At 51.9% G+C, this 22,452-nt stretch carries 18 protein-coding genes; 15 read left to right on the forward strand and 3 right to left on the reverse strand.

The features are described 5' to 3' along the window. Positions 1-15: 15 nt before the first annotated feature. On the reverse strand, positions 16-1,548 hold the full coding sequence (locus ACTNE6_RS05880; RefSeq protein ID WP_442498950.1) for a TolC family protein: 1,533 nt from the start codon (positions 1,546-1,548) through the stop codon (positions 16-18). A 262-nt stretch (positions 1,549-1,810) separates the two neighbouring features. On the opposite strand from ACTNE6_RS05880, the gene ACTNE6_RS05885 reads away from it, so the two are divergent. The 5 genes from ACTNE6_RS05885 (at position 1,811) to ACTNE6_RS05905 (ending at position 7,155) form a co-directional block, all read left to right on the forward strand. Then, positions 1,811-2,080, forward strand: a complete 270-nt coding sequence (locus ACTNE6_RS05885; protein WP_228778947.1) for a YtcA family lipoprotein — start codon at positions 1,811-1,813, stop codon at positions 2,078-2,080. Further along, a complete protein-coding gene (locus ACTNE6_RS05890) occupies positions 2,041-3,264 on the forward strand; it encodes an efflux RND transporter periplasmic adaptor subunit (protein ID WP_442498951.1) in 1,224 nt (407 codons plus the stop codon). Before ACTNE6_RS05885 ends, ACTNE6_RS05890 begins: the two co-directional genes overlap by 40 nt. Further along, positions 3,257-5,503, forward strand: a complete 2,247-nt coding sequence (locus tag ACTNE6_RS05895) for an FUSC family protein (RefSeq protein WP_442498952.1) — start codon at positions 3,257-3,259, stop codon at positions 5,501-5,503. Before ACTNE6_RS05890 ends, ACTNE6_RS05895 begins: the two co-directional genes overlap by 8 nt. A 977-nt stretch (positions 5,504-6,480) precedes the next feature. Next, the gene (locus ACTNE6_RS05900) at positions 6,481-6,630 is read left to right on the forward strand and encodes a L,D-transpeptidase family protein (protein WP_442498953.1); all 150 of its coding nucleotides are present in this window, start codon (positions 6,481-6,483) and stop codon (positions 6,628-6,630) included. 222 nt (positions 6,631-6,852) lie between these two features. Next, positions 6,853-7,155: a hypothetical protein gene (locus ACTNE6_RS05905; protein ID WP_194969144.1), complete on the forward strand. Its 303-nt coding sequence runs from the start codon at positions 6,853-6,855 to the stop codon at positions 7,153-7,155. A 450-nt stretch (positions 7,156-7,605) separates the two neighbouring features. Here ACTNE6_RS05905 and ACTNE6_RS05910 read toward each other — a convergent pair whose 3' ends face one another. Further along, on the reverse strand, positions 7,606-8,271 hold the full coding sequence (locus ACTNE6_RS05910) for a Crp/Fnr family transcriptional regulator (RefSeq protein WP_442498954.1): 666 nt from the start codon (positions 8,269-8,271) through the stop codon (positions 7,606-7,608). Between the two features lie 611 nt (positions 8,272-8,882). Between ACTNE6_RS05910 and ACTNE6_RS05915 the strand changes: the two genes are divergently transcribed. From ACTNE6_RS05915 to ACTNE6_RS05940, 6 genes are all read left to right on the forward strand, one after another. Further along, positions 8,883-12,269, forward strand: coding sequence for a FecR domain-containing protein (locus ACTNE6_RS05915; RefSeq protein WP_442498955.1), 3,387 nt, complete (start codon positions 8,883-8,885; stop codon positions 12,267-12,269). 18 nt (positions 12,270-12,287) lie between these two features. Then, the gene (locus tag ACTNE6_RS05920) at positions 12,288-12,866 is read left to right on the forward strand and encodes a hypothetical protein (protein WP_442498956.1); all 579 of its coding nucleotides are present in this window, start codon (positions 12,288-12,290) and stop codon (positions 12,864-12,866) included. A gap of 112 nt (positions 12,867-12,978) precedes the next feature. Then, positions 12,979-15,186: a CHASE2 domain-containing protein gene (locus tag ACTNE6_RS05925; protein WP_442498957.1), complete on the forward strand. Its 2,208-nt coding sequence runs from the start codon at positions 12,979-12,981 to the stop codon at positions 15,184-15,186. Positions 15,187-15,766: 580 nt separating this feature from the next. Further along, positions 15,767-16,642: a ribokinase gene (locus tag ACTNE6_RS05930; protein ID WP_442498958.1), complete on the forward strand. Its 876-nt coding sequence runs from the start codon at positions 15,767-15,769 to the stop codon at positions 16,640-16,642. Between the two features lie 244 nt (positions 16,643-16,886). Further along, on the forward strand, positions 16,887-18,590 hold the full coding sequence (locus ACTNE6_RS05935; protein ID WP_442498959.1) for an FAD-dependent oxidoreductase: 1,704 nt from the start codon (positions 16,887-16,889) through the stop codon (positions 18,588-18,590). 339 nt (positions 18,591-18,929) lie between these two features. After that, the gene (locus ACTNE6_RS05940; RefSeq protein WP_228778946.1) at positions 18,930-19,217 is read left to right on the forward strand and encodes a hypothetical protein; all 288 of its coding nucleotides are present in this window, start codon (positions 18,930-18,932) and stop codon (positions 19,215-19,217) included. Positions 19,218-19,327: 110 nt separating this feature from the next. Here ACTNE6_RS05940 and ACTNE6_RS05945 read toward each other — a convergent pair whose 3' ends face one another. After that, complete coding sequence (locus tag ACTNE6_RS05945; RefSeq protein ID WP_442498960.1) at positions 19,328-20,026, reverse strand: VPLPA-CTERM sorting domain-containing protein; 699 nt, start codon at positions 20,024-20,026, stop codon at positions 19,328-19,330. A gap of 422 nt (positions 20,027-20,448) precedes the next feature. Between ACTNE6_RS05945 and ACTNE6_RS05950 the strand changes: the two genes are divergently transcribed. Genes ACTNE6_RS05950 through arsD form a run of 4 tightly spaced genes read left to right on the forward strand, consistent with a single transcriptional unit; the run spans position 20,449 to position 22,450 of the window. Continuing rightward, on the forward strand, positions 20,449-20,823 hold the full coding sequence (locus ACTNE6_RS05950; protein WP_442498961.1) for an ArsR/SmtB family transcription factor: 375 nt from the start codon (positions 20,449-20,451) through the stop codon (positions 20,821-20,823). Then, the gene (locus tag ACTNE6_RS05955) at positions 20,820-21,299 is read left to right on the forward strand and encodes an arsenate reductase ArsC (protein WP_442498962.1); all 480 of its coding nucleotides are present in this window, start codon (positions 20,820-20,822) and stop codon (positions 21,297-21,299) included. Before ACTNE6_RS05950 ends, ACTNE6_RS05955 begins: the two co-directional genes overlap by 4 nt. A gap of 17 nt (positions 21,300-21,316) precedes the next feature. Further along, positions 21,317-22,039, forward strand: a complete 723-nt coding sequence (gene arsH, locus ACTNE6_RS05960; protein ID WP_442498963.1) for an arsenical resistance protein ArsH — start codon at positions 21,317-21,319, stop codon at positions 22,037-22,039. 48 nt (positions 22,040-22,087) lie between these two features. Continuing rightward, positions 22,088-22,450 carry an arsenite efflux transporter metallochaperone ArsD gene (gene arsD / locus ACTNE6_RS05965; protein WP_442498964.1) on the forward strand — a complete coding sequence of 121 codons (363 nt, stop codon included), beginning with the start codon at positions 22,088-22,090 and terminating at the stop codon, positions 22,448-22,450. The last annotated feature ends 2 nt before the right edge of the window (positions 22,451-22,452 follow it).

A 22,452-nucleotide genomic window follows, 5' to 3' on the forward strand; every position in this document is an offset into this window, starting at 1 on the left:
ACTTTGGGCAGCAGTTTAATCTTCCTCAGCCTTTCCCCCCGCTGCATAAACCAACGCGGTAGCGGACTTCAGCAATCCGGCGCGGCTATCGATTTCGGTATAGCGGGCGCGGGCCAGATCCTTTTGTGCCGACAACAGCTCGATCACAGTAGAAAAGCCGTGGTTGTAAGATTCCTGCGTCGCGGCATAAGACTCTTCGGCAGCGCGCAACAAGGCCTGGGCGAATTCGCGTTTTTCCAGCGCGGTTTTGGTATCGGCGTAGGCCTGCCAGATATCGCGCATGATTTCCAGGCGCAAGGCTTCAACCTGGGCCTGGCCGGCCTGCTGCCTGGCTTCGGCTTCTCTGACGGCACTGCTGCGCTCGAAGCCGTCGAACAACTTCCATTCCAGATTTAACATCGCGGCGCCAACCAGATCGTCGCTTGAATAATTTTGCCGACTCGGCGGATTAGTATGTACGTCGCCCCAGTATTGGTTGCCGACATTGCCTTTCAACGACAGCTTGGGCCAAAATTCCGCTCGTGCCTTTTTCACTTCCGCCTCGCGAGCGCGTAATTCTGAAAGCTGAGCCATCAGATCCGGGCGTTGCGCCAGGGCTTCGTCAACGATGTGCTCGACCGACGGTTCCAACGTGTCCGGTAGGGGCATTTGGCTGATATCCACCAATTGCAAAGCATGGGAAGGCGAAACGCCGACATTGGCCGTCAATTCGGCTCGGGCCTGCGTCACTGAACCTCGCGTATCCTGTAAGTCGTAATTGGCTTTCGCCTTTTCCTGTAGCGCCAACAATAACTCGGGACGGGTAGCAAAGCCTCGTGCGAGCTTGGCCATGATCGCCTCGGCATTGGTCTTGGCCGACTCGAAAGTCTGCTGCGCCGCCGTCACTTTAGCCAAGGCCGCTTGATAGCTAAAAAAGCGGGTAGCGACCTGATAGGCAATTTGCTGATGTTTGCGCGTCAACGCGAATCGCGCTACGCCCAGGCGTTCCAGACTAGCGTCAACCAAGGCTTCACGCCGGCCGAAATCGAACAGCGTCCAGGCCAATTCCAGGCCGCCGAACGCTCCATAACCGTGGCTGATCAGTGCGCTTTCCACAATGGGAATGCTGGTTTTGAAGTACTGTCCGAATGCCAGCGCAGTCAGCGTCGGATACCAAGCACTGCGTTGTTTGTCGACTCGCGCGGCGGCGGCTTTGACTTCTTCCCAGCTTTGCCGGGTTTCAGGATGGATTTGTAAGGCCAAATCGACCAGAGCCGGCAAATCGTAGGTCTGCCGCTGGTCCGGCAGTACCGGTTCTGCCTCGGGCTTGGATACAGGCACCGCCGCGCCGCTCGTCCGGTATGCCGACCAGCGCACGGTATGCGCTACTGGCTGTGTGCTAGGTAGGGGGGCGACGATTAACGAGGGTGGCGAACAAGCCGCCAATAAGGAAACCATGGTTAAAGCCTGAATAATCGGCCGTAAACGTATGAAGTAAACCGGCGACATGTTAATCCACCGATCATTCATGAATCGCTCGCCGCAGGGAAAGCGGAGAAATAGTGTCATCAATGGTTGCCTATTCCAGAAGAAAATGCTGACTATATGGTAATGGAACTGCCTAACCAAATTGATGCAATCAATTGACAACAATCATTGACAAATATTCCTGCCCGTTAAGCGCCAAATCGCATTAGAATAGCCCCGATTTGTTTTCCTGTCTTGGATAGATGCTGCATCTGCACCAATATCCAGGTATACCGAGGCCGAAAGTTTGTGGCCAACGGCTAAACCATTAGATTTGTCTTTTTTTCTGTTTTGGAGGATCGCCATGAAGCCGATTGCAACGCTGACCCAAACGGCAATGGCGTTGGTTTCATCCTTGCTACTGACTGCCTGCGATCCGATGGTGAGCCTGGAAGGTTCGTTCTGGCCGGCTTGGATTATCTGCATTCTCGCTGGGCTGGCAACCAGTATGCTGCTGATGTGGCAATTCATACGCCTGCACCTGGCGCCGCATCTGGGACCGCCGCTGTTAATCGCGCCGAGTTTGTGGGCCTTATGCAGTTTTGTCATCTGGCTGTTGTTTTACTCCCACTAATCGCTTGGGCCCCTCGCATGGAAATGCAGCAAAATCCTGATCTTCAACGCCGTATCCTGATCGGCCGCACACTCGGCATCCTGATCGTGTTGGGCGCGATCGTCACCGGCACGATTGTCTGGCGCATCAATTACCAACACCCCCGTACCAACGATGCCATGGTCAGGGCCAACATCGTCGGCATCACCGCCGAGGTCAGCGGCCGTATCGTCGAATTACATGTCGAGGACAACCGGTTCGTGCGCAAGGGCGAACTCTTGTATGTCATAGATTCCCGCCCCTACCAGGCCAAACTGAATCGAGCAAAAGCGGAATTGATGTTGGCGGAAAAAGAGGTCGAATCGCGGCGTGCCTCCAGCAGTTCGGCGGAAAGCGCCATCGGCCGCCTGCAACATCAGCGCACCGCAGCCGCCGCCGAGATCAAACGCATCGAGGCCGAAGACGCGTATTTGCACCATCGTTTGCAAGAACTCGAGCCCTTGGCCGAAAAGCAATACGTGACCAGCGATCAGCTCAGAGAGGCCCGTTCGCGCCTGGATGCGTCACGGGCCGAATTGGCGAACGCGCGAGCCAAGGAACGCTCGATGGCCAGCGCGATCGAGGAAGCCCAAAGCGAAAGCAGCCGTGCACAATCCCTGATCGCCCAAGTCGGCGAAGTCAACGCCCGCATCGAAGCGGCCAGAGCGCAAGTCACCGCCGCCGAACTGGATCTGGAATATTGCTTTGTGCGGGCACCGTTCGATGCTTACGTCACGAATCTGAATACCCGTGAAGGCGAATATGCCAAGGTCGGCAGCCAATTGTTCGCACTGGTCGACGATCGCCACTGGTACGCCATCGCCAACTTCAAGGAAACCTACCTGCAATCGATACAAACCGGCCAGGAAGCCGAAGTGTTCTTGGTGGGTTATCCCGGTAAACGCTTTCGCGGCGTGGTCACCGGCATCGGCTGGGCCAATTCGCCCGATAATATCAAACAACAAGGCGTGCTTCCCGAAGTCGAACGCACCTTGAACTGGGTGGTTCTGGCATCCCGCTTTCCGGTCCGGGTCGAAATTCTCGACCGTGATCCCGAACACCCGCTGCGTATGGGCATGACCGCCTTCGTGACCGTGCTCGACCAATCGGCAGCGCCAGCCGCGCCGATGAACCAGAACAGCGTCCGCGGTCCCCTGAATGAGTGAACTAGACGAGCGGCATAGCTCGGCGCATGGTCAAAGCCGATTCTGGTTCGGCACCGGTCTGACGCAGTTTCTGGCGACGGAGCTGAGAGACTTTCCCGGCCGGCGAGTCGCCGCCATCCGCCTGTTCGCCGTCACGCTGATCATCGCCCTGGTCAGCCAAACCTTATACGTGCCGCCGCTCGGGGCGCTGTCGATTTTGGTTTCCCTGAGTTACGATGCCTACGCCAATGCCGGCCAATCGCTGGTCTTCGGTCTGCGCCAGTTGTTTTTCCTGTTCATCACTGTGCTGATTTCGGTATTGGCGTTGATGGTGGCCGGCAACGACGCATGGCTGATGCTGAGCCTGTCCTTCGTCATCATGGCTTTAGCCTTGTTCCACGCCCGGCTGATTGCCTGGCCTACCGGCATTGCGCTTTGGTATGCGATTGCAGTGTTGTATAGTCCCAGCACACCGCAAGAGAACATTTACCATGCCTTGTGGAATATCCCCATCATTGGCGGGCTGGGTTTAGGCACCTGGACGCTCGTGCATTTGAGTATCAGGCCGCAGGACCCGCGCCAGTTACTGGCTGCCGGCATGGCGGAGCAACTCGCGGCAGCAGAAGCCATTTTCAGCCGCCGTTTGGCCGACAGCGGTGTTGCAGGGCAGCATAAAGCCATCCACAAGGCGGCGGGGGCAGGCCAGTTCGGTAAACTGCAAGCCTTACTCAGCCATGCCGAACTGTTGCATCCGTCCATGCGCCGGCACCACGGCACTTACCTGGCCTTGTTGCAGGAAATCGACGGTCTACGCCAACTGGCCGCCTGGCTGGATCAAAGCCTGGCGGCGGACTATCGCGCGCAACCGATGAACCCGGAAAAACTGCGCGTCTATCAGGCTCTGCAAGAGGCCTGCTCGTTACTGCGGCAAGGCGTGAAAGAAAATCTCGACGTTATCCAACCCATCGAGAGTTTGCTGAACAACGAAATACTGCACGATTATTCGCGGTTAAGTCATCCTTCCATACTGACCGCCTTTTGGCGAGCCCTGCAAGCCATTGCCGCCTTGAACAGCCAATTGCATCATCCCGCCGTGAGAGGTGATAAACCTGCCGAACAGAACGACGGCGCTAACGACACGGCAAGCTGGCGGCCGGCCTGGCTGGACTACGAATTTTGGGCCTCGCATGCCGACAGCTTGCAATTTGGCATCAAATTTTCCTTGGGCGCGATCTTGTGCATGCTGATCGTGCAAGGCCTGAACTGGCCGGACATCAACACCGCGATCCCAACCTGTCTGGTGGCTGCGCAAACCAGCCTCGGCGCCGACTATCGTCTGTCGCTACTGCGTATATCGGGTGCCGCCATCGGTGGTCTATGCGCCTACCTTTATGTCCTGGTGCTGCAACCGCAATTCGACACCATCATCGGCTTCACGCTGGCCACTGCACCGTTCTGGGCCTTGTCGGCCTGGATTACCGCCGGCAGCGATCGCATCGCCTATCTGGGCCGGCAACTCGGCTTCACTTTTGCCCTCTTCGTGTTGCACGATTTCGGCGCAGTCACGGATTTATACTTGCCCCGCGACCGGGTCATCGGCATTTTGCTCGGCCTGATCATCATGGGTGTGCTCGACTATGCCCTGTGGCCCAGACGTTCCTCCGTACTGGCGCGCCACCATTGCATCGCGGCCTTACTCACCTTGGCAAAACTCACGGTGCGTTTACCGGATTCTGGCCATCTGCTGAGTTATACTCTGCCCTTACGCCTGACGACGGAAAAAGATTTGGCGGCCGCGCATGACCTTTTGGCCCATGCCGTATTGGAACCGGACGCACGCTTGCCGGCCAAGACCCACGAAAGAAAGTCGCTGCGAGAAATTATCCGCGATGCCGATACGCTATCGACTCTGCTGCAGGTCAGAAAACGCTACCGCCTGCTGAGCGGGCAGCAATTTGACCATTTTCCCGCTGCACTGCAACAACATAGCCGGGCCTTCGACGCGGCGCTGTCGCTGGCGCTGGAACAGTCTGCGGAGATTTTGCAAGGTGGACGCCGGGACAGCGCAAAACAAGTCTCGGAATTCCAGTCCCAACTCAAGCAAAGCTATATCGAGCACCATCAGGTTGCAGACCTGCCGGCCGATTGGGCTTTGGAATGGGAATTGCGATTTATGCTGGACGAACAAATCACAACCTTGATCGAAAATATACAAAAAACCGCACTAAGGATACCGCCAAAAACAACTTCTCTGAACTGATCCAGAAATCGACGATAACAAAACGCTTTAACCAGCGAAAGATTGAAAAGCGAGTGATCGGTTACAAACAAGCCATTGAAGTCAAAATGTAGCGACTTTTTACCAGCCTGTCCGAAAAGGATAAGCGTCGTTATGCCGGCATAGAAGTAACGAAACTGGGGCATGGCGGTGTTGACTATATTGCGAGACTATTTGATATCGACCCTTAAACGATCCGGCGCGGATTGCAGGAATTAGACTTGGCCGATGACCTGGTATCGGATCGGGGCCGAAAAAAAAGCTGGGGGGCGAAAACCACCGTCGGATTGAAAGTAACTGTAGCTATTTTGGCGGGCGTTTATAAAACAGGGAAAAGTGTGCCATAGATTTCATTGCCAGTATGCGGATTGTTTTCGATAAACATCTCCCGCGCTGGAATTGTCGAGCCCTCCCTCAAGCCTGCTGATTTCGGGAAGTTATTTATGACGACATCCTTAGCTCATGGCTCTACTCCATTAAAAATGTTCGAAGTATTGGTTTTAAGATTTGGATTTAAATGGGGCTGCGCCCCAACCAGATCGGGAGAGCTGTTATCTGATATTAGGTTCGTGAGAATTCATGCGGAAATGGGCAATAGAGGCTAGGTTAATGCGATGTTTGCTCCTATAATTCCATTTTTTACAGCTCAAAATCCTATGGAACTTTGGTGTCGTCTGTTTAAACTCACCCGTTAATGGAAAAAAACTATGGCTAAAAAACTTATAAAGATTCAATTCAACGACTTGGGCGAAGGCTCGCTTGAATGTGTTGGATTCAACACCTTTCGTTGCCTAGGCCAGAAGGGACTCAGATACCCGACCGACATAACCGTCGCCCCGTCAATCTCTGGCACCAAAGAGTCCCCTCACTATAGCAGACAATACAGCTGCCCGCCTAATAACAATGCCTTGGGCCAATGCATCATGCCTTACTCGATTCTTATTTGAGGACAACAAGGAGTGTACATTCACGAATGGCCCACACCGGCTACGTACGCAGGCAATGGAGGTCCGACTCACGGCTGTATCCATGTTGATCGGGGTAATGCGCATCTCGTATATGCATGGGTAGATCGGCCGACCCGTTTGCTCATAAACTATCCTTGGTGACCTATGGACACTATCAATTTTACCGCCCTCGTAAGACCTCGCGTGTTCATTTCGGCTTTAGTGTTTACCATAAGCTTCTTAGCACCCCCCAGCGTCAACGCCGAAAGCTTGCGTCCGGGTCTATACCGTGTGACGAGCCGAGTATGCCAGAATCAAAAAGACCTTCCGGATGAATGTCCGCGCATCCAATATATTGAATTGGTAAAGGGGACCTTTCATGGAGTGTCACCCGATCAAATAGCATTGGTCATCTGGTTGGCATCGGAACCGGCGGCGGAAAACTACACCTATAATGCCCGCCGTTTACGGGGACGTTTTGTCAAGCCCGGCGAATATGTCATCGATGAAACATCCCAAGGAAAGGAATGGATCACGGAGAATGCCAACGTGATTTGCGAATACTGGTATGTCGGTTTCGATAATGACGCACGGAAAACTGAAATCAAACGAACGCATCTGACCTTGCAGCCCGTGTCTCGCGATGATCGTATAAACCGTCGTTTGGAGTATCCGGAACCGGAGTAATGCTTGCTATGGTAAGTGCAGCCAGGATGCGTACCAATGAACAAATTCACATGTGCACAGTGAAATATTGCACAGGTATTCTGTTTTGAAATTGATGCATTGATGTGGTTACAGGAAAGAAACTGTGAATGTATTCAGCCTGGAAATATTCATGAACTGGCCGCAGCAACGTTGAGATATCAGATTTTATTTTCCTTGATAGTCAGATTTTTCCCGAAAAAAGACAAAATCTTCTTTGTTTTATGCTCATGCTTCACTTGTTAGCGTATACCTTGAGTGGCTGATGCAATGATTTCTGAGCGCGCCTGACCCGGGAGAATTCAACGCGCGTACAAGGCGAAGTGGAGCAGAACGGTTAGATTGCCGCAGATGAGCTAATTGTGTGATTTTTGCTGCTCGATGGCGAATCCGATAAACCCCGACTAAAATCTTATGACTTATGTGGAATCATTACCAGGATGCCGGTAGTGTGCGTTGAATTTTGAGCATTTTGTCTTCAATTGCAATATAGGAGCCTTTAGTTAAGTCATGCATGATTTTATTGATCATTTCTCTGGATGAACCCACCATATTGGCTAATTCCTGCTGGCTGGGCTTGTTATGGATAACATAAACATCGCCTTCTTTTTGAGCCATTTCATAGAGCAGTTTAACGGTTCTTTCATAAACATTCGACAAGGCCAATTGTTTGACTTTTTCGGTCAGGTATCTGATTTTCTCCGATAAGGTACCTAACATATTAATCGCCACATCCGGATGCAGGGTAAGCCAATGGATAAAATCCTCTTTGGAAATAACGCAGCATGCGGTTTTTTCCAGGGTTGCCACGGAAGCCGATCGGGTTTGATCGCTGAGCAATGCCAATTCACCAAAATAAGTACCAGTCTCCTGTATAAGCAAGGTAACTTCCTTGCCTTTTTCATCACTGCTAAAAACGCGCACTTTGCCGGAAAGAATAATATAAAGCGAGCCGGTTTCATCCTTTTCCGTGATAATGACTGCCTTTTTGGGAAATTTGATCGATTTTGCCTTTGCTGCCAATGACTCGAGTCTTTCATCGGACAGATTGGCAAGAAAATCGATTTTTTTTAGCGCCGGGAGGATTTCTTGTTGCATAGTGAATTTTTGTTATTTATACAGTGAAACCAATTGGAGAGGCATTATAGCAACGGCGCGCTGTTGAATAAATTATAAATAAGCTAACGCTCCGGTTTCTTGGATGCGGCAGGGCATAAGTGACACCGACGGCTTGGAATAATTGCCCTAACGTTTTTTTTCTGCCGCCTGAAGCATAAGTAACTGCATTACAGGAAATTCAGAACAAAAAGAGGCGGTAAAGCTGATTATTGCTGATTATTTGGGGTTCAAAATCAGGTGATAATCTCTGTTTGCTTTTGGCGGGAGTTTTGCAGAGAAAGGCGCTTAATTTATTTAGTTGACCCTTTCCAAAGCCAAGCCGCCTATATTTCATATCCTCTAAAAATCATCATATAAATGCCAGATGCAGGGCCAGCGTTTTGAAAAACTTAATGCGATATCTTGCATGCCGATATCTATATAGTGAGCAGCCGGGTGACCGTCCGGCTTTTATTCAGCTTGCAAAATTAAATTTCTTGATTTCACGCAAATAAATATTAGTATGATTATTTAAGTATAAATACTTAGATATTATTACTCAAATATTATTTAGAAAAGCATAGAAATTTCCTCTCTGGAAAAAATAAAAAATGCATTACCTACTTGCTCTATCACTGTTTTTATTTGCGCCTGTAAGTTGGTCGGAAGAAACTGTTTCCGATAATAACTGTATTGGCAAGCCCTCCGCAAAACTGGTCTCCTTGCAAGGCAATGTATTTTTCGATCCTGACAACAAGGGACACTGGCAACGAGCACAGCTCAATGAAGCAATCTGCGAAGGCAGCCGGGTGCGGGTAGCGCCTTTCAGTCGAGCCTCATTAATGCTGCCAGACAGCATCGTCTTGCGCCTTGACGAAGGCACTGTGCTTAGCCTGAACGGCATTAATCCCGGCAAGCCTACCTTGCTGGACCTGCTGAAAGGCTTCGTCAATTTTATCAGCCGCACGCCAAGGCGTTTGCAAGTCAATACGCCGATCGCCAACGCCGGACCCGAAGGCACCGAATTCGCCCTGAGCGCCGATGACACCAAGGCCTCGCTATGGGTTTACGAAGGCAAGGTAAGATTTTTCAATGAGCAGGGCAGCATTCGCATCAACCCGGGGCAGGGCGCTCAGGTCTACCGGGGACAGGCGCCGCAAGCTAAGATTGACATCAAGCCTCAGGATGCCGTGGCGTGGGCGCTCTATTACCCGCCTTTGCTGCCTTATCCCGATGACAAAATGGCAGTTGACGCCGGCATTCGCACAGCGATAGGGGATTTTCGTCAGGGGCGGGTTGATGCGGCTTTGTCCCGGCTGGATGCCTTATCGCCTGAGCAGCGGACGCCTTATTTTTACAAAATACGCGGCGCCATAAGACTCGCCGTCGGACGGGTTGAACTGGCCTTGCAGGATATCCAGGCCTTGCTGGCCGATAATCCTAACGATGCCGAAGCATTGGCACTGCAATCCGTACTGGCGCTGACGCAAAACCGCAAAGATGAAGCTTATGGCCTGGCAAGCCGGGCCGTTGCCTACGACCCCAACTCGGCAACGGCTTACGCAGCTTTATCCTATGCCGAGCAAGGCCGCTTTGAACTGGAGAAAGCCTTGAAAGCCGCCGGGCAGGCGGTGAAACTCGCGCCGCACGACGCGATGGTTTGGGCGCGGAAATCAGAGCTGGAGCTCGCCTTGGGCTTGCTTGCCGAAAGCGAGAAAAGCGCAGAAAAAGCGTTAGATCTGGATGCCGGCCTGGAAAGAACACAAACCGTAGCCGGATTTGCCTATTTGCGGCGCATGGATACGGATAAAGCGTTACAAACTTTTACTAAAGCCGTCCAGCTGGATTCCACCTCGCCTTTGGCGCGATTGGGCCTGGGCCTGGCGAAAATTCGCAAAAGCGATTTGAAAGAAGGGCGCCAGGATCTGGAAATCGCCGCCATGCTCGACCCTGACAATTCCTTGCTGCGCAGTTATCTGGGCAAGGGCTACTTCGAAGAAAAACGCAATGCGCTGGCCGAAGATCAATTCAGCTTGGCGAAGGAGCGCGATCCCAACGATCCCACGCCGTATTTTTACGACGCGATGAAAAAACAGACCGAGAACCGGCCGGTTGAGGCCTTGCAGGATCTGCAGCAGGCGATGGCCTTGAATGACAATCGCGCGGTGTATCGCTCCAGGGAGTTGCTGGATTCCGACCGGGCCGCACGCGGGGCCAGTCTGGCGCGTGTTTACGATGATCTGGGCTTTGAACAGCGGGGCGTGGTTGAGGCCATTACTTCGCTGCAAACCGATCCCACCAATTATTCCGCCCATCGTTTCCTGTCGGATACCTATGTCAATCAATCCAGCCGGGAAACCGCGCAGCTTAGCGAACTGCTGCAGGCCAAACTGCTGCAGCCGATCAATATCAATCCGGTGCAGCCGCATTTATCGGTGTCGCAAAGAGGCCTGCTGAGTGCTTCGGACATGGCCAACTCATCGTTCCAGGACTTTACCCGCAATTTCGAACGCAATCGCCCTCAGCTGATTGCTTCCGGAGTGGTGGGCAACATGGGGACTTATAGCGATGAAGTTACTTTGAGCGGGCTTCTTGATAAGTTTTCTTATAGCCTGGGGCAGTACCATTATCGGACGGATGGGTTTACCAGAGCCTCTGATTCCTATAATCCGGATGAAAATCTGACTAATACCGACCAACGCCATGATATTTACGATGCATTTTTTCAGGCAGCGGTTAATGATCGCTTGAATGCCCAGTTTGAATATGTGTACAGGGACACCGAACAGGGAGATTTTCGGCAAGATCTTATTCCTGGTAATTTATATTCGGAACGAGCTAGATTGAGAGAGAATATTTATCGTGCAGGACTTAACTTAAGAGTATTTACTGATGATCATTTGCTGGCTTCGTATGTTCATGCAGATTCCTTTACGCATATAGATCCATTCGAGGCTTTACCAGAAGTTTCCGGGCGATATGCAAGGGATACTAACAGCAGCAGTGATTTTATTGAAGGGCAGTATCTTCGTCATAGTGAGTTCTATAACTTTGTAACCGGGGCCAGTTTCTATTCAATAAAAGAAAAAACACAGGTTAATAGCAGAGAGAAAGACGATGGGCCTAACAATGGTCGTAATGGGCATAACGAGTACGTCTATCTGAACTTGAAATTACCCTATAGCATAACCGGAACATTTGGATTATCAAATGATTATTCCCATGAAAAAGATCAAAAAGATAAGCTGAGGATATATCCAAAAGTTGGTCTGATGTGGGATATGAGCAATAAGGCCAAGCTCAGACTGGCCTACTTCAGCGGCAAAAAAAGACCACTAGTCGCGGTGCAATCCATTGAACCGACTCAGATAGCAGGATTTAATCAATTTTTTGACGATTTTTCAGATTACTCTTTTTCATTTTACGGAGCGGCGTTGGATTTTGTTATACGATCTAATGTGTTTGCGGGAGTCGAATTTTCCCAAAGAGATGCCTTTTACTCGTCAGTGGGTACTTTATCTTCGAAAAAGGATTCAGCTGCAATTTATCTGAACTGGGCGCCGCTGGATCGGTTTTCGATATCCACGCGCTATAGGTACCTATACAATAAATATCCTGAAGAGCCAAACCTTTACGATAGGAAGCTTTTTACTCATAGTGTGCCGCTAGAGTTCCGGTATTTCGATCCTTCCGGGTTTTTCAGCAAACTCACAGGAACTTATGTAAACCAGGAAACAGGAACGTGTACAGATCAAGTGTGTATAGAAAAACTGGAGGGTGATAATAAAGAGTCAAGCAGTTTTTTTCTTCTTGATGCGGCGCTCGGTTATCGATTGCCAAAACGGCTGGGCATTGTGAGTATTGAAGGGAAGAATCTGTTGAATAAAAAATACCGGTTTGACGATACGAGTCGGATGGATAATAGCAATATATTTTTTAATGCCAGCGAGTTTATTCCACAAAGGGCGGTTTTTGGTCGCGTAGTTCTTAATTTCTAACAATAATAAGGGGCGGTAATGTTAAAAGGCAGGGGAAATATCAATTATTTTCAGAAAAATAAAAAAATAGTTTTAAGTTTTATAAGTGTTGGTTTTCTCACAGGCGCGGCTGTTATTGACAAGGATGTTCCAGGTCGAGAGGTCGCTGATGTACATAGAATTCACCCTAGCGAAAAACTCAAAGTTCCGCCTCATCGAGTCGTGCCGAAAGATAAATTATCCCCGGTTAAGCCGAAGAATGAGCCAAGGGCGTTGTTGTATGACGGGTGGGTTAGTGTAGGCAATATCTCAGGTTATGACGTGAAATACCGCAAATTTGCAGTAGGATCAGATTATATCTATCAAATCCTCGGCACATCTGGAGCAAGCCAGCTTGGATTTGCCTGTTTTTGCGCCAACATTAATGGGACAAAAAACTGGAGAGGGGAAGCAAATAGCGCATGCGATGCAACAAATCCTAATAGTCCATTGAAATTAGATAATCCTGTTATGGGAATTTATAGAGTATACAACGTTAACATACCCGATGGCTCTTGCTGTAAATCCGCACCCAGAGTTGGAACTACTTTCATACCGGGCTTGACCCCATGTGGTTGACAGTCCAGAACCATCACCGGCTGATTTTTAACTTAAACAGCTATTACATTTAACTTTGTCAATCAATTGATTTCCATAATAATCGCGAATCAAACAAAAAGGTCCAGGCACAATGCGCCATTTCCTGCGGGCAATCACTATTGCCTTAATAACATTATTGTCAGGGAGCGGCATTGATTATCTGACCGGCCTGGAAGCATCACTGGGTCTGGATTCTTTATTCCGAATCCGGGGCCAGCGCATGCCGCCTGATGAAGTTGTCGTCGTGGCGATGGATGAAACTTCCGAAGCCGTTTTAGGCGTAGGCCAAGATTTAACCCGCTGGCGCGGCTTTCATTCCCGGTTAATACAGGAATTGCAGTGCCAAGGGGCGGCGTTGATCGTTTTTGACCTTCAGTTTATCGTCCCCCATCCTGATCATGATCCGGACTTTGCCGCGGCCATGCAGGCGGCAGGCAACGTGCTGGTGACGGAATGCGTGCAGGAATTGCGGCGCGGGGACGAGGACTTTTACGGGCGTGAGGAGTGTTCGGAAAGTAACAAGAAGCCCTTCGTACAGAAGGATGGGACGCAGCGGCAGCCGCTTTCCGAACGACTAGTCGCCATGCGCACAATCGGCTCTACGCCGCTGCTGACCAAGTCTGCATTGGATCATGCGCCGTTTTATCTGGCTAATGACGCGGAGGAGCCTATCATTCGGGAAGGCTGGACATTTCTTGATGGGCTTGCGGAAACCCCGACCTTACCGGTACTGACATGGATGTATTACCTTCAGCGTACAGGCGCGTTGCAGGGCATGATCCATCCTGAGTATCCTTTTTCTGTCTGGCTGACGGAACGGCGCAGACAATGCCTGTCTGCCGCAAACGAATCCCCGATGAGCCTGCCGGGAAAATCCGCTCTGGCGCATCTTATTGATGAGGTGATTTGCCTGGAAGACAGGCGATACCTTGATTTCTACGGCCCGGCTCAGACCTTGCGCATGGAGTCGTACAGCGATGTTTATGAAGGCAAAGTCACCGACTTGTCAGGCAAAGTGGTATTTGTAGGGAAGGCTAACCGCAAGTTTTCACCGGGCCACATCGACTACTTTCAAACCCCTTTCAGCGACACGCAAAGCGGCAAGGTGGCCGGCGTAGAGATTATGGCTACGCAATTCGCCAATTTACTCGAAGACCGCAGTATTGCATCACCGATGCCGCCAGGATTACTGCTGATGACGTTCGGGCTGGTTGTCGGTTTGCTGCTGATCAGGCTCGCCGGGCTTTTCGGCATAGCGGCAAGTTTACTGGCGGCCGGCGCTTATGCGGGTCTGGCTGTTTGGTGCTTCAGCCGAAGCGGCGTATGGCTGCCGGTGGCCGTGCCGTTATTGATCCAATTGCCTTTGGCCTGGTTTATTTCATCGCTATGGGCGCGCCGGGATCTGTTGAATGAAAGAAAGCGGATTCTGGCTTTTGTCAGCCGCGTGTTTCCAAAATGGCTGCCGTTTGTTGCGGAATCGCCGGGGCAATGGCGTCCGGAACAAGGCGCGGCGGAATCAACCTCTCGACGGGATGTCGGCGGGGTATGCCTTGCCACGGATATTGAAGGCTATACGACTGTTGCGGCGAATCATACCGCTCATGAAATGTGGAAATTATTGAATACGTATTACCAGGTGCTGGGCCGTACGGTGAGTTCGCATGAGGGGATCATTCAGGATGTGGCCGGCGATTCAATGATAGCGGTATGGATTGATTTGCCTGCCGCCGACCTGCGGCTGGCAGCCTGTCTGGCGGCGCTGGAAATGAAGCTGGCGGTTGAACAATTCAATGCGACATCCAGTACCTGCCAGCTTCCCACGCGTATCGGTCTGCACGAAGGCGACATGACGCTTGGCAGGCTGGATGCCGGGGAAGGCAGTCATTTCCGCGCAATTGGCGATACGGTGAATATTGCTTCACGCATTCAGGGCGTAAATAAATTTCTGGGAACTCATATTTTAGCTTCCGCGGCCAGTGTTGCCGGCCTAGGCAATATAATCTACAGGCCGGTAGGCGGTTTTCGTCTGGTCGGACGACATGAACCCATAGAGCTTGTGGAGATTGTGGGGAAGGCGACGGAGACCGATGTGGCTGATTACGCCAAATATGAGCAATTCGCTTCGGGATTAAGCGCATTCCGGCAAGGCTTGTGGCAAGATGCCGTAGTCAGCTTTCAAGCATTGCTGGACAGTCATGGACAAGATGGCCCGACAAACTTTTATTTGAATCTGGCCTTAATTTACCGGGAAGATCCGCCACAGCCATGGGACGGTGTCATTACACTGAGCGCAAAGTAAGGCATTCTGGAGGCATTGTGGTCGAAAAACTGAAAATATAACTGATGTTGCGCAGCTATAGGGTCGAATTAATTCGACCCGAAACGTTATAAAGCGACAGTTTAGTGCGAATGAATTCGCACCGACACGGCCGATCCGAATGCTCCTGAAGCGCTTGCCGTTGGCCTTCGTTCCCGAGATGTCTGAAACGATTTGTGCGCAACATCAGTCATTAAGGTGAAACAGGGTTTGGCTTATTTATCAGTTTCTCTTTGCACGGTTCGCCTCGAGTGCTTTCAGCTTAAGAATTGACTTTTGCTTGAGCGGTCGATCTTTTTAAAAAACTAAGAATTTGCAAGTTGTGGTTGGCGCTCTTGCGTCTATCATACGCCGCTTCAAATCGCATCTTCCCAGCATCCTGCAACTGCTCCATTTCCGTATTTATTCAGTATTGCAAGAAAAAATAACAGGTTATGGCTATAAATTTGTTCATTCTATTTGTCTTCAAAAGATATTAAATCCCTTGTTGTCAAGTTTTTATGAATGCTGTAAAAGCACAAGAGAGTGATTATTACTTTTTATGTTTGCAGCGATGAAAAGAGTGCTGAACTTTGGGTCGATCAATGTTGATCATGTTTATACTGTCGAGCATTTCGTGCGTCCCGGTGAAACCATCGGTTGCCGGAAATACCGTCGATTTGCCGGAGGCAAGGGCTTGAACCAGTCCATTGCGCTTGCCCAGGCTGGGGCGTGCGTGTATCACGCCGGTAAAGTAGGCGCCGCAGACGCCTGGCTGAAAACGTTGATGGAAGACAAGGGCGTGGACACGGGATTTGTACAGACAATCGACGGTCCCAGCGGGCACGCCATCATTCAGGTGAATGCGGAGGGTGAAAACGCTATCATAATCGTCGGCGGCGCCAATCAGCTCATAAGCGAAGCAGAAGTGCAGGGCATCGTTGCTGATTTCGGGCCGGATGATTATCTTCTCGTGCAAAACGAGGTAAATGCCGTGCCGCAGATAATCCAGTCCGCAAAAGCCAAAGGGCTGACGATCGCATTTAACCCCGCTCCCATGAATGCCCAAGTGCTCAATTATCCGCTTGAACTGGTGGACATTCTCATAGTGAACGAGACTGAGGCGCAGGCCCTCACCGGAGAAAGCGAGCCGGATAGCATCGGCGAGACTCTCAACCGGCGGTTTCCCCAAACGGCGGTTGTACTCACTTTAGGCGACAAGGGTGCCGCCTATTTCAGTCCGCAAGCCCGATTCTATCAGCCGGCGAAAAAAGTCCATGCCGTAGATACAACAGGAGCCGGCGATACGTTTATTGGCTTCTTTTTGGCTGAGCTCATCGAAACCAACAATCCAGCGGCCGCCCTGCAATGGGCTACCCGCGCGGCAGCACTATGCGTCACGCGGCATGGCGCTGCCGACTCGATACCGTCCCGAAGGGAACTTGAGGCGATCCAATAACCGATGTCGGGTTTGCTGTTCCAATGAAGCGGTTGATTCAGGGCGTCATCGTTGCGTGGAGAACAAAGACTCAAAGGCCATACCAGCTTGAGAGGATACCAGACAATCTGTACTTCACTGATTGCCGAGGAAACGTTTCAAATCCATAACACTATAGCGCATGGTCATCTATGATGCTGTCAGAATGGCAGATCAATTTCAGAAAGCGACTTTAACCTACAACCGAGCCGGGAGATTTAAGCTCATGAATGCAGCAAACAAACGTATCCTTATCGTCGGCGGCGTGGCCGGCGGAGCCACTTGCGCGGCGCGTATGCGCAGGCTCTGCGAGACCTGTGAGATCGTCGTGTTCGAACGAGGCCCGCATGTATCCTTTGCCAATTGCGGCCTGCCTTATTTCGTGGGCGATGTTATCGAATCGGAAGCCAAACTGCTGGTGGCCAGCCCGGAAATGTTCAAGCACCGCTTTAACATCGAAATCCATACCGAAACGGAGGTCACGCGCATCGACCGGCAAGCCCGATTGATCGAAGTGCGCGATCTCAAAACCGGCGCCATGCGAAAAGAACCTTATGACGCCCTGGTGCTGGCAACCGGCGCCCAGCCGGTGCGTCCGCCTCTGCCGGGCATCGACCTGCCGGGCATTTACGTGCTGCGCAATATCCCTGACAGCCGGAAGATCAAGGCCGCGGTCGCCGATGCCTCGCGCGCGCTGATCGTGGGCGGCGGTTTTATCGGCCTGGAAATGGCTGAGAATCTGGTCAGGCTTGGACTTGACGTCACCCTGCTGGAATTGGCCAACCAGGTCATGCCGCCGCTGGACCCTGAAATGGCCGGCTACGCCGCCGAACGCCTGAAAGCCAATGGCGTGCATCTGAGGTTGGGCGAAGCTGTCGAAGCCTTCGAACCGCTCCCTGAGCGCGGCTTGAGCGTGCGTACTTCAAAAGGCGCGGCGCTAACTGCCGACCTGGTCATTCTGGGGATCGGCGTGCGGCCAGAGTCCACGTTGGCCCGCGATGCCGGGCTGGAACTGGGCGAGCTCGGCGGCATTCGCGTCGATTCTTACCAGCGCACCAGCGATGCCGCCATCTGGGCGGTGGGCGACGTGGTCGAAGTGAAAAACAGGATCACTCGGCAGTGGCAGCTCGTTCCGCTGGCAGGACCGGCCAACCGGCAGGGACGAGTGGCGGCCACCGCCATTCTCCACCATTTTTCGTGCAGCGATGCTGAAACGCGGCCTCCCTTGGCTTTTGAGGGTGTGCTCGGAACGGCTGTCTGTGAAGCTTTCGGCCTTACCGTCGCCTGCACCGGCGTCAATGAAAAGCAGCTCAAACGAGCTGTTATGGATTTCGAAAAGGTCTACCTGCATCCGGGCCACCATGCCAGTTATTTTCCGGGCGCCAGGCCGATCCACATCAAATTGCTGTTCTCCAAAGCGGACGGCAGGATTCTCGGCGCGCAAGCCGTGGGCGAGCTCGACGTGGCAAGAGTCATCGATGTCATTGCCACGGCCATGATGCAGGAGGTGTCGGTATTCGATCTGGAAGACCTGGAGCTTTGCTACGCGCCCCAGTTCGGCGCCGCCAAAGATCCGGTTAACATGGCCGGCATGGTGGCTGCCAATCATCTGCGCGGCGATCTGCAACTGGCGAACTGGGATGAGCTGGCATCCACTGCGGCCCTACTGGTGGATGTTCGTAGCGAGGCGGAGTACAGCAAAGATCACATTCCGAATTCACAGAACATTCCCCTCGAATCCTTGCGCGACCGGGTGAACGAACTGCCCAGGGCGCGGGAGATCTGGCTGATTTGCGGTGTCGGGCAGCGGGCTTATTATGCGTATCGTCTTTTGCAGCAGAACGGCCTGCAGGTAAAAGTGCTTTCCGGCGGCATGCAGACCCGCCAGGCTTGGAAGAACATCAACGAAAACGAGTGCGTCGTAAAGTGAAAAGCAGTGCATCGCGCGAAAGAGCAATTCAAGCGGACGATTGCGGTAATTAACTGACGTTTAGAGTCGAATTTATTCGACTCGGGACAACCCGAGATAGACAGGCAGTGTGAATACCCGCGAGGGGCACAAGTACTCAAAGGGCATAAATGAATTCGCGCCTACATGGCATCGCGGTAAAACTAAAACAGCACAGAGAGCGATTTGTGTGTAACATCAGTGATTAACCTTTATGCCGTAGAGCGCTGAACAGGTAGGGCGACGATTTAAAGCAAGCTTAAGCTAGCGAATGCTACCCTCTGATGACAATGTAAAAATTGATTAGGGGGAACTATGATTATGGCTAAGTTTAAACTTGATGATGGCACTGAGTATCTGGCGGAAGATTTTATTGACGGACATTTAATTAATCCGCTTTTGCTGCGAGGATCTACTCCGACAGAATCTTTCATTCTTCGTACAGACCATGTGATGTCAGTGCATTGCCTGATGGGCGGAAGCCTCAGATGCTGGGGAGTCTTTGATACGCTCGATGAAGCCTTGAATTGCGCCAAAACAGGTCCTTCCTGGCGTAACAGATCTTATGGCGAGAGGCAAATCCGTGGAAAGGCGTCGATGATTCGCTAGCTTACTCTTATGGCCGCCTAAAGCCAGGCAGGAACAGGCAAGCTGCGCTTGATGGCAATCAACGCGACAGAGTTCACAAAAAAGGCCGGTATACCCGGCCTTTATTCTATTTATGACAGCCAACTATTAAGTACCAAAGTTTTACGACGTTTGCTAAAGAATCCTAACCCTGCCAATGCAGAACCAAACAACCATACTGCGGCCGGTGCAGGTACTACGCTCGGATTGAGAGGAGGCAGGGTGCCGCCGTTGATAATCAGGGATGATTTAGCGAGTGAAACGGCCCAGTTGTCGCCCAAAGCGTCTATCGCTATCTTTAATTGTAAACCGGCATTGATTTCATCAAACCAGGAGGAAGCCAGATCGAATGTGGTGAGAGACCATATGTCGCCTGCGCCGGCCAAGTTGCCCAGCAACTCCCACGACGAGCTGTCGTTACTCCAACCGTAAATATTGTCTATTTCTCCAGCATCTGTATCGGCATCAAAGGCGCTGACAGATACCGAGGCGCTGTTGATGGCATCGGCAACCGGTCTGAACTGCCAGCTCCAGTCTTCCCCTTGCCATCTGTAATACGGGCTGCTTTCTTTGCTGGCTTCGTCTGGAGTCCAGTAGGTTGTGCCAGGACCAGGGTTGAAGAAGTCCAGGGTTTGGGTGGATGCAAAAGCTGCGCTTGTTAAATCCAATGATAAGGCAGCCAAAACTAATATAGTCGATAAAAGTTTCATAAAATTCACTTCCATATTGATGCAAAAGATTGTTGATAAAATAAGGAAGAATACAGCCCCTATGTTTTGTTCCTTGATCAATCAAGGAAATTCATTATCAATTTCTTAGAAAAGGTCAGTCATCACCCATATGGGTGATGGCAACCAAAATTTCTCAAATTTTTCGCGGCCGGTTGTGAATTTTCTGGATGCGAGTCAACAAGAAGATCAAACGGATCAAACTACCCTGGCTCACCAGGCTCTTGGTTTATTGTCTGGTGTTATGCGCGAATCGATCTATGAGCTTTTTTAATATTACTGCAGCCGTAATCATAAATTAGCCATGAGTCCTGATTTGCCTCGATAGAGTTTAGCTCTGGGACAATAGCCTCCAAAGAGTCCAAAACAGCCCTAATGAGGCATTTAAAGTGTTTCATTAGGGCTGTTCAGTTTGATTATGCCGATACGGAACAGTGATCATTTAAAACGTTTCAATATTTCAATAATTGTTGTAATATTAATTTATGGATAAAACTACTGCCACTTCAATTTTCGAATCCCTCTCATCCGGCGTGCGCCTGGATGTGTACCGGTTATTGGTAAAACACGGCCCCAATGGTTTGGTGGCGGGTGAAATCGCCACGGCACTGAATCTGCCGCCCACCAATCTGTCCTTTCATTTAAAGGCCATGACCCATGCTCAATTGCTGCATGTGACCCAGGAAGGCCGCTTTCAGCGTTACCGGGCCAACCTGGCGCTGATGCAGGATCTGATCGCCTATTTGACCGAGGAGTGCTGCGCCGGGCATCCCGAACAGTGCTTCGATCAAGCGCCGGCATCCGGTTGCTGTGATTCAAGCTCACCGATTTCATTAACCCAGACGGAATCCATTCCATGAATGTGTTGTTTCTTTGCACCGGCAATTCCTGCCGTTCCATTCTCGGCGAAGCCACCTTCAACCACTTGGCCCCGGCAAGCTGGCGGGGCATGAGCGCCGGCAGCAAGCCCACCGGGCAGGTGCATCTGCGCTCACTGGCGCTGTTGAACCGCGAAGGCATTTCGACCGAAGGCCTGCACAGCAAGTCGTGGGACAACCTGCCGCAGACGCCGGATATTGTCATCACCGTATGCGCGGGCGCGGCAGGCGAAACCTGCCCGGCTTATCTGGGACCGGTACTGCGCACGCATTGGGGTGTCGAAGACCCGGCCCATGCGACCGGCAGCGACGAGGAAGTCGATGCAGCTTTTATGACCGCCTATCGCATCCTGCGCCATCGCATTGAAACCTTGCTGGCTTTGCCATTGGCAGAGCTGGAAAACGACCCGGCACGCCTGAAGGCAGAGCTGGATCGTATCGGCAACCTGTTACCTTGAGCTTTAAGAGGGCCAACGTGTCTGACTTATTGAATGATTTACCGAATATCGAGCGTGAACTGTTCCATACTCCGGATCTGAGCCAGCTCCGGCCTGCGGCTCCTTCCGCGCACGCCCCGCGTTTCCTGCTGTTGTACGGCTCTCTGCGCGAACGCTCTTTCAGCCGTCTGCTGGTCGAGGAAGCCGCCCGACTGCTTCGGGCCATGGGCGGCGAGGTGAAGATCTTCAACCCCAGCGGCCTGCCGCTGCCTGATGATGCGCCCGAAACGCATCCGAAGGTGGTTGAACTGCGGGAACTGACCCAATGGGCCGAAGGCATGGTCTGGTGCTCGCCGGAACGCCATGGCGCCATGACCGGCATCATGAAGACGCAGATCGACTGGATTCCGCTGTCTATAGGCGCCATTCGTCCCACCCAGGGCAAGACCTTGGCACTGATGCAAGTGTGCGGCGGCTCGCAGTCCTTCAATGCCGTCAACCAGATGCGCGTCCTGGGACGCTGGATGCGCATGCTGACCATCCCCAATCAGTCGTCCGTTGCCAAAGCCTTTATGGAATTTGACGACAACGACCGCATGAAACCGTCGGCTTATTATGACCGGGTAGTGGACGTGATGGAGGAATTGTTCAAGTTCACGCTGCTGACCCGGGATGTGGCGCCTTATCTGGTAGACCGTTACAGCGAGCGCAAGGAGAGCGCCGAAGCACTGTCCCGGCGGGTTAATCAGGCGGCTATCTAGTAGAAGGCTTGGCCGCAACTGTTATTGATTATTAAGTGGAGATTCCTCATGAAAACCATCCAAGTGTTTGACCCGGCGCTGTGCTGCAGTACCGGCGTCTGTGGCGTTGATGTCGACCAGCAATTGGTCAGCTTTGCCGCCGATATCGATTGGGCCAAACAACAGGGCGCCCAAATCGAGCGCTTCAATCTCGCCCAGCAACCGATGGCTTTTGCCGAAAATGCGGTCGTGAAAAGTTTCCTGGAGCGCTCCGGCGCCGAGGCTTTGCCGTTGATTCTGGTCGACGGCGAAGTGGCGTTGGCCGGCCGTTACCCTAACCGTGCCGAGTTGGCGCGCTGGGCCGGGATCAGCAAACCGGTCATTGAAATCAAGCCGGCGGGCGGCTGCTGCGGCGGCAGTAGCTGCTGTTAAAA

The organism is Methylobacter sp. sgz302048 (genome assembly GCF_052162025.1).
Classification (GTDB): Bacteria; Pseudomonadota; Gammaproteobacteria; order Methylococcales; family Methylomonadaceae; genus Methylobacter.

Excerpts from the sequence above, each read along its gene's own strand:
- ACTNE6_RS05895 (WP_442498952.1), top strand. The coding sequence starts at position 3,257 with ATGAGTGAACTAGACGAGCGGCATAGCTCGGCGCATGGTCAAAGCCGA.
- ACTNE6_RS05910 (WP_442498954.1), bottom strand. The coding sequence starts at position 8,271 with ATGCAACAAGAAATCCTCCCGGCGCTAAAAAAAATCGATTTTCTTGCC.
- ACTNE6_RS05950 (WP_442498961.1), top strand. The coding sequence starts at position 20,449 with ATGGATAAAACTACTGCCACTTCAATTTTCGAATCCCTCTCATCCGGC.
- ACTNE6_RS05885 (WP_228778947.1), top strand. The coding sequence starts at position 1,811 with ATGAAGCCGATTGCAACGCTGACCCAAACGGCAATGGCGTTGGTTTCA.
- ACTNE6_RS05940 (WP_228778946.1), top strand. The coding sequence starts at position 18,930 with ATGGCTAAGTTTAAACTTGATGATGGCACTGAGTATCTGGCGGAAGAT.
- ACTNE6_RS05890 (WP_442498951.1), top strand. The coding sequence starts at position 2,041 with ATGCAGTTTTGTCATCTGGCTGTTGTTTTACTCCCACTAATCGCTTGG.
- ACTNE6_RS05935 (WP_442498959.1), top strand. The coding sequence starts at position 16,887 with ATGAATGCAGCAAACAAACGTATCCTTATCGTCGGCGGCGTGGCCGGC.
- arsD (WP_442498964.1), top strand. The coding sequence starts at position 22,088 with ATGAAAACCATCCAAGTGTTTGACCCGGCGCTGTGCTGCAGTACCGGC.
- ACTNE6_RS05880 (WP_442498950.1), bottom strand. The coding sequence starts at position 1,548 with ATGACACTATTTCTCCGCTTTCCCTGCGGCGAGCGATTCATGAATGAT.
- ACTNE6_RS05925 (WP_442498957.1), top strand. The coding sequence starts at position 12,979 with ATGCGCCATTTCCTGCGGGCAATCACTATTGCCTTAATAACATTATTG.
- ACTNE6_RS05920 (WP_442498956.1), top strand. The coding sequence starts at position 12,288 with ATGTTAAAAGGCAGGGGAAATATCAATTATTTTCAGAAAAATAAAAAA.
- ACTNE6_RS05955 (WP_442498962.1), top strand. The coding sequence starts at position 20,820 with ATGAATGTGTTGTTTCTTTGCACCGGCAATTCCTGCCGTTCCATTCTC.
- ACTNE6_RS05915 (WP_442498955.1), top strand. The coding sequence starts at position 8,883 with ATGCATTACCTACTTGCTCTATCACTGTTTTTATTTGCGCCTGTAAGT.